Source organism: Streptomyces sp. SM11 (genome assembly GCF_002910905.1).
Classification (GTDB): domain Bacteria; phylum Actinomycetota; class Actinomycetes; order Streptomycetales; family Streptomycetaceae; genus Streptomyces.
Genome location: NZ_NEUE01000246.1, coordinates 23,223 through 29,566, shown reverse-complemented (window position 1 = coordinate 29,566; position 6,344 = coordinate 23,223). Strand labels below are relative to the sequence as shown.

The 6,344-nt window shown below is 72.4% G+C and carries 1 protein-coding gene; it reads right to left on the bottom strand.

Annotation, left to right across the window (positions count from 1 at the left end; translation table 11 throughout):
• Nucleotides 1-55 precede the first annotated feature (55 nt).
• Nucleotides 56-6,256 (bottom strand): beta-ketoacyl synthase N-terminal-like domain-containing protein, encoded by a 6,201-nt coding sequence (locus tag B9S58_RS26205; protein ID WP_103534501.1) that lies wholly within the window; start codon nt 6,254-6,256, stop codon nt 56-58.
• Between the last annotated feature and the right edge of the window lie 88 nt (nt 6,257-6,344).

The window sequence follows — 6,344 nt, the reverse complement described above, 5'->3', positions numbered from 1 at the left end:
GTGATCTCTCCTGGTGGTCGGCGATGCGGGGGCCGGTCGGCCCGGCCGCGCCGGGTTACGGGAAGGTCAGTTCGAGCCTGGCGGAGCGGACCGGCCGGACGGCCGGTCCTGGCCCGGCGGGTACGCGCCAGAATCTGCTGCGCCGGTAGGCGGGCGGTGGCAGCGGCGGCAGTCCCGGCTCCCCCGGGGTGCCTGGGCCCAGCAGAACGTGGGCGTTGGTGCCTCCGAAGCCGAAGGCGCTGACCGCCACCCGGCTGTTTGGTGGCAGCTCCGAAACCCGGGTGACGGGGAAGAACGGCGACTCGGCGAAGGCGAAGCGCGGGTTCGGCCGCTCGCAGTGCAGCGTGGGTACGACCAGACCGTGCCGCAGGATCTGCACCGCCTTGATGAATCCTGCGACGCCGGCGGCGCTGAGGAGGTGCCCCATCGTGCTCTTAATGCTGCCGATGCCGCAGTAGCCGACATCCTCGGTGTGCGTCCGGTGGACGGCGGTCAGGGCCTGGAGCTCGATCGGGTCGCCGATCATCGTGCCCGTGCCGTGTGCCTCCACGTAGCCGACCGTGCGCGCGTCGATCCCCGCACGGTTCAACACGTCCGCGATCAGCACCCGTTGAGCACGGCCACTGGGCGTGGTGTACCCCATGGTCCGGCCGTCGTTGTTGACCCCCGACGACTCCAGCACCGCGAGCACCCGGTCCCCGTCCCGACGGGCGTCGTCGAGACGCTTGAGCAGTACCATCCCGGCGCCCTCCCCCGGAACGAGACCGTCGGCGGACTCGTCGAAGGTGCGGCAGCGCCCGCTGGGCGATAGCGCCTTGGCCGCGCTGAGCATGAGGTAGGGCTCCTCGTCGAAGAGCAGGTCCACACCTCCGGCCAGGGCCATCGACGACTCCCCCGAGGCCAGACTCTGGGCAGCCAGATGGATGCTCACCAGGGACGAGGAACACGCGCTGTCGATCACGAGGTTCGGCCCTGTGAGGTCCAGGAAGTGCGAGATGTGGGCCGCGACAAAGTTCTGGTTGACACCGGCGATGTACGGCCGCTCCGGGGGTTGCAGGTGTGCGCGGTGGTTTCCCGTACGCGTGCCGACGAAGACGCCGACAGCCCCTCCCCGTACCTCGTCCTCGCGGTAGCCGGCATCCCGCAGGCATTCCACGGACACCTCCAGCGCCTTGCGTGCCAGCGGGTCCAGATGGCGGGCCGCCTCGGCGTCGAATCCGAAGAACTCCGGGTCGAACAGGGCGGCGTCGTCCAAGAATCCGCCCCATTTGCTCTGGCTGCGTCCGGTCCCGCCGACGGGGCTGTAGAGGGAGGACAGGTCCCAGCGGTCGGACGGCACCTCTGTGACAAGGTCGCGTCCCGCAAGCAGGGCCTCCCAGAGCTGTCCGGTGTCGGCGGCGCCCGGCAGTCGGCAGCCCATCCCGATCACCGCGATGGGCGTCGGCCGCCTGTCCGGGGACGGGCCGACGGGGTACGGGGCTGCAGGCTGCGTCCGCGCCCCGGCCTGCTCCCGCACTGGCGCGTGCTCGGTCGGTGCGGGGGCCGGTTCGGCGGGGGCCGGTTCGGCCTGCGCCTGGTCGGCGGGAGGTGCGCCGAGCGCGGCGGCGAGTCCGCCGAGCGTCGGGTGCTCCTGGAGGAGGCTCGGGTCCACCGGGTGGCCGAGCTTCTCTTCGAAGTCACGCACCAGTTCGGCCATCAGGAGCGAATCCACACCGATGTCGCCAAGCAGGGTGTCGGGGCCCAGTAAATCGCCGTCGACCTTGGTGGTGCGGGCCACGAGGTCGTACAGCCAGTCCGGAGCCACCGCAGCGACAGACGCACCCTGCGTCTGCGGTACGGACGCACCCGGGGCGACCGTGTTCGGGGCGACGGGGCCCTGCGCCGTGCTGGCGTCGGCGTGGGGCCGGCCGGCGTGGGACGCGGCAGGGCGCTCCGGCGCCAGGAACAGTTCGTCAGCGGCCATCCCCGCGCGCTCCGTACGGCAGGGCAGGAGCACCGGATGACCGGGCACCCGCAGGGCGAGGTCGAGCAGGTCCAGTGCGTCGGCCGCCGCGAGGTCGGGAATGCCGAGTGCGCCGCTCGCGCTCTTCCCGTCCGCTCCCATGCCCACGCCCTGCCACAGCGGCCAGCGCAGCGCGCGCACCTCGCAGCCGGAGGCGTCGGCGTCGTGGGCGGCGGCGAAGTCGTCGAGGACGCCGTTGGCCGCCGCGTAGTCCAGGTGGCCTGCGGCGAGGCGCGGAAGTGCTCCGGCCACGGAGGAGAACAGCACCATGAGCCTGGGCGGGGCGGCCCCGAAGGCCGACCACAGCACCTTCAGGCCCTCGGCCTTGGGCCGCAGCACCCGGGAGATGTCCTCGGACGTGCGAGACAGGAAGGAGGTGGGCGGGTCCATCACTCCCGCGCAGTGGAAAACGGCGTCGATCCCGCCCGCCTGCTTCCTGACCCGGCCGATCAGCCTGCGCAGGGAGGCCACGTCGTCCAGCGCGTCGGTCCGCACGGTCAGCGTCACCCCGCGCTCGACGAGAGCGAGCAGCGTGGCGAGGCGGCCGCGCAGGACCGGATCCGTGGCAGGCGCGGCGACGAGGGCGGCCCATTGGTTGCGGACCGGTATCCGGGACCGGCCGACGAGCACGATGTGCCGGGCGCCGCGGTCGGCCAGGTGGGCGGCGAGGCGCAGGCCGATGCCGCCGAGGCCGCCCGTGATGAGCACCGCGCCTTGGCCGATGCCGTCGAGGGCGTCCTCGGTGGCCCGCGCCGGGGCGAAGGATACCACCGGCCGCCAGCGGCGCGTGCCCTTGTAACGGATCTCGGTCTCCCGGTCGGTGGCCGACGTCTCCGCCCTGACGGCGGCGGCGAGTTCGGCCGGGCTGCCGTCGACGCGGACGGTCCGCCCCTGGAGCATGGGGAACTCCCCGGACAGGGAGCGGTAGAAGCCCGCGAGCACGGAGCGTTCGGCGCCGCTGACGTGCACACAGCGCAGCCCGGCACGGGGGTTGGAGGTGAGCATCAGCTGGAGCAGGGCGATGCGTTCGGTGACCAGGGCGCCGGGGGCGGTCAGGTCGACCAGGTCGAGGATCCCGCCCAGGCCGCCCACTTCGGGCAGCGGATCCCCGGGGACGTGCACCACGGCGTGTTCTGCGCCTGCCGTACGGGCCAGCTGCGGGTCGGTGGTGACCACCAGCAGCCGCCCAGTGCGAGCGGCGTCGCCGGTGTCGGGCTCGGGGGCGTCGGGCTCGGAGGCGTCCACCCATGTGGTGGTGAGGAGTTCGGCCCCGACGACAGGTGCCACCCAGTGCTGGTCGCGGCTGAAGGGGTAGGTCGGCAGCGACACGGGCGGGGCGGCCGGGGGCGGGGCCCAGGCCGTTTCCGGCCCTTCGGGCAGCGCGCCGGGCAGTCCGTCCGCGGGTGCGTTCGCCAAGGTGTCGAGTACCGAGACGAGCCGCGCACCGAGTTCGCCGAGGTCGGCCGCTTCGACGGCCACGCGGCAGGGCAGTGCCGCCCGCCCGGTCCGCAGGGTCCGCGCGATCGACGCGAGCGGCGGAGCCTGCGGCGAACGTACGACCTCCAGCAGAGCCGCCACGGCAGCCCGCAGGGCCTGCGGGGTCCGGGCCGAGACCGGCACGACGACCGGTGCTGCCGTCGCGGGACCGGCGGTCGCGCGGTCGGCGGTCCGGGGTGCCTCCTCCAGGACCACGTGTGCGTTGGTACCGCCCATCCCGAAAGAGCTGACGCCGGCCAAGCGAGGGCCGCCGCCCGCAGGCGGCTCCCATGCGGTGCGCCGCAGTTGGAGCCGCAGCGGAGTGCCGTCGATTTTGATCATCCGGTTCGGCCGGTCGAGGTTGCGCACGGCGGGCAGCACCCGGTGCCGCATGGCCAGGATCACCTTGACCATGCCGGCGATTCCGGCGGCAGCCTCCAGGTGGCCGATGCTGCTCTTGACCGAACCGACCGCACAGTGCTGTTTGGCGGGCCGCGCGTGACCCCACTGCTCGTAGAGCCGCTCGAACGCCGCGACCATGCCGGAGACCTCGATCGGGTCGCCCAGGCGCGTTCCGGTGCCGTGCGCCTCGATGTAGCCGACGGTGCGCGGATCCACACCCGCCTCGTTGTAGGCGGAGACGAGGAGGTCGGCCTGGGCGTCCGGGTTGGGGGCGGTGAAGGACTGGGCCTGCCCGCCGTGGTTGACGGCCACCCCGCGGATCACCGCGTGCACCCGGTCGCCGTCGGCCAGCGCCCGGTCCAGCGGTTTGAGCAGCAGGGCGGCGACGCCTTCGCCGCGGACGTACCCGTCCGCACCGTCGTCGAAGGTGTGGCAGCGGCCACGCGGACTCAGCACTCCGGTGCGCTGGTAGGCGTGGTGTCGGGCAGGGTCACACAGGACGTTGACGCCGCCCGCGAACGCCTGCTCGCACTCGCTGGCCCGCAGCGCGGCGACGGCCTGCGCGACTGCGACCAAGGACGAGGAGCAGAGGGTGTCCACGGCGACGCTGGGTCCGCGCAGGCCCAGGGCGTAGGAGACCCGGTTCGCCACCAGGGAGGGGGAGACCGCGACGCTCAGGTGCGGTTCGTCCTGCCCGGCGTGCCGGGCGATCAGCGCGGCGTAGTCGGAGTGGCAGACGCCCGCGTAGACGCCAGTGCGGCTCCCGGTCAGCGAGGTCGGATCGCATCCGGCGTCCTCGGCCGTCGCCCACACGGTCTCCAGCAGCAGCCGCTGCTGGGGGTCCATCAAGGCAGCCTCGCGGGGGCTGATCGCGAAGAACTCGTGGTCGAAGCCGCGTACGTCGTCGAGCAGGGCGGCCTTGCCGATCAGCCCGGGGTGGTCGGCCGCCGACCAACGGTCCGCGGGGATGTCCCGGACGGCGTCCTCGTCACGGCCCAACAGGTCCCACAGCTCGGGAACGTTCCGTGCGCCGGGGAAGCGGCCCGCCATGCCGATCACGGCGATCGGCGCGGGTCCGTCGGACGCAGGTGTCGCGCCGTGGGGTACGGGTACCGCACCGCCGGACGCGAGTACCGGGATGGGCCCGCCGGACGCCGACATCACGCCGCCGGGCGCCGGCAGCTGTGCGGCCGTGGCCGGAGCCGGGCGCTCGTCCCGCAGTACCCGCGCGATGGCGCCGGCCGTGAAGGCCTGGAACAGGGTGCTGGGGTCTATCTCGCAGCCGATCTCTTCCTCGGCCCGTGCGGCGGCCTCCGTCAGGGCCAGGCTGTCCAGTCCACGCCGGCGCAGGTCATCCTCGGCGGTGAGTGAGCCGGCCGGTTCGTCGAGCACCTTCTCCAGCAGGGCCAGCAGACGGACTTCGAAGTCGTCGGGCAGGGCGGCCCGCACCGATGCCGCGGAAGAAGAAGCCGAAGAAGCCGAGGAGGCGGAGAAGTCGGCGGACGAGGAGGCAATCGCGGCCGGGGCTCCGTCGCCCCGCAGGGCCGTACAGGCCTCGGGCCGGACGAGCCGTTTGACGGTCTCCAGACGCGCGAGCGGCCGGCCGTCGCGTTCCCGCAGCAGGGAGGAGGTGAGGACCACCCGGGCGTTTGTCTCCCAACGGCATTCGTCCAGGCGGTAGCGCACGGCGTCGCCGAGGTCGCAGTTGCCGAGGTAGACGATGTCGCGGCTGACCGTGGCGGCGTCGACGGCCCATTCGCCGTCGGGCACCAGCGTCTGTACGTACTTGCGCTCGCCGCGGTCGTTGATGTGCGGGTACGAGGCGAAGTAGAGCAGTCCCGCCGCGTTCACGTCGGCGAAGGGGTTCAACTCGTAGATGTCGGTGTACAGCCCGGTGGCGCCGGCGGGCTCCGACTGGGCCAGGGAGCGGAACTCGCCCTGGAAATACCGGTCTTCGGCACTGGCCTCGGCCACCGCAGTACGGCCGTCGCGAAACGGAGTGCCGGGAACGAGCCAGTTGCCGGCGCCCCGGCGGACGAAGGAGGTGAGCAGACGGACCGCCACTGAGGTCGTTGCCGTCGCGAAACGGATGTCACTGACGAAGGTGTGCTCATCGAGCTTGGCCAGCGTACCGGTCAGTTCGCCTTCGTCGTGCTCGGTGAAGAACCGCAGGGAGTCGGCCGCGAGGAGCCGGGCACGGGTGAAGGCCGGCAGCAGCCGTGCTCCGTCGGCGTCCGCGAGCTCCGCGATCGGGAGGTCGAAGTGCTCTCCGAGCAGCGACCAGTGGAGGTCACCGGCCTCACGCAGCAGCCAATTCTCGGAGAGGCCGCCCACGGAGAGCGAGGGAAGACCCAGGACGACCGCACGAGTCAGCATATGGGCACCCGAACGGATTCGGCTAATTTGGCGAATAAGCGCGCCCCACTACCCGGATGCGACCGTACCTGACGGCGGTGACGATTCA

Coding starts and splice junctions, on each gene's coding strand:
- B9S58_RS26205 (WP_103534501.1), bottom strand. CDS start 6,256: ATGCTGACTCGTGCGGTCGTCCTGGGTCTTCCCTCGCTCTCCGTGGGC.